General features: G+C 73.9%; 1 protein-coding gene. It reads left to right on the forward strand.

Going from position 1 to position 847, the window contains the following annotated elements:
• On the forward strand, positions 1 to 847 hold an 847-nt coding region (locus tag A9X05_RS27245; RefSeq protein ID WP_156737038.1), incomplete at both ends, for an ABC transporter permease.

Raw genomic sequence — 847 nt, forward strand, 5'->3', positions numbered from 1 at the left:
CGGGCGCCGATGTGGCCGCCGTGCGCGCCGCGGTCACCGCGGCGGTGAACGGTCGCGCCCTGGTCGCCGCCCCGAGCGTTCGGGCCGCCCGCGCCGGCGACGGCGTCAAGCTGATGAACTACATGGCCCTGCTGGGGGCGGCGGTCGCGTTGGTGGTCGGAGCGTTCCTGATCTACACCACGATGACCATGGCGATCACCGCGCGCCGGCCGGTGATTTCCATGCTGCGTGCGATCGGCGGCCGGCGCGTGACGATCGTCGGCGACATGATCGGGGAGGCGGCGACCCTCGGCCTCATCGGCGGCGCCATCGGTTCGGGGCTCGGAATCGTGGCCGGGCACATCGCGATTCGCCGATTGCCCCCGGCGATGACCCAGGGGCTCGAGGCCAGGGTCGAGTATTGGCTGCCGGGCTACGCCATTCCGCTGGCCCTCGCGGCCACGGCGCTCACCAGCGTGGTCGCTTCCGCGATGGCCGCGCGCCAGGTGTACAAGGTCGCGCCGATCGAGGCGCTGGCGCCCGTCGGGGCGTCGGCGGCGGACGTCGTGCCGCGATGGCTGCGTGGCGTCGCCGGGGCCGGCGCCGTCGCCGTGTTCGCCGCGTCGATCTGGATCGTCATCGGCCAGCGCGGCACCCTCGCGTTCGCCGCGATGGCCGCTCTGCTGAGCGCCGAGATCGCGCTCGGCTTCGCGCTCAGCGCCGCCCTCGTCAAGGCAACGGCCGCCACGGCCCGCTCGTTCGGATCGGTCGGGGCGCTCGCGGCGGCCACGGTCGAGCGCGCACCGCGGCGGGTGTGGGCGACGGTGATGACCGTGTGCATCGGTGTGGTCACCACCGTGGTGATCAC

Source organism: Mycobacterium sp. E3298 (assembly GCF_001666895.1).
Classification (GTDB): Bacteria; Actinomycetota; Actinomycetes; order Mycobacteriales; family Mycobacteriaceae; genus Mycobacterium.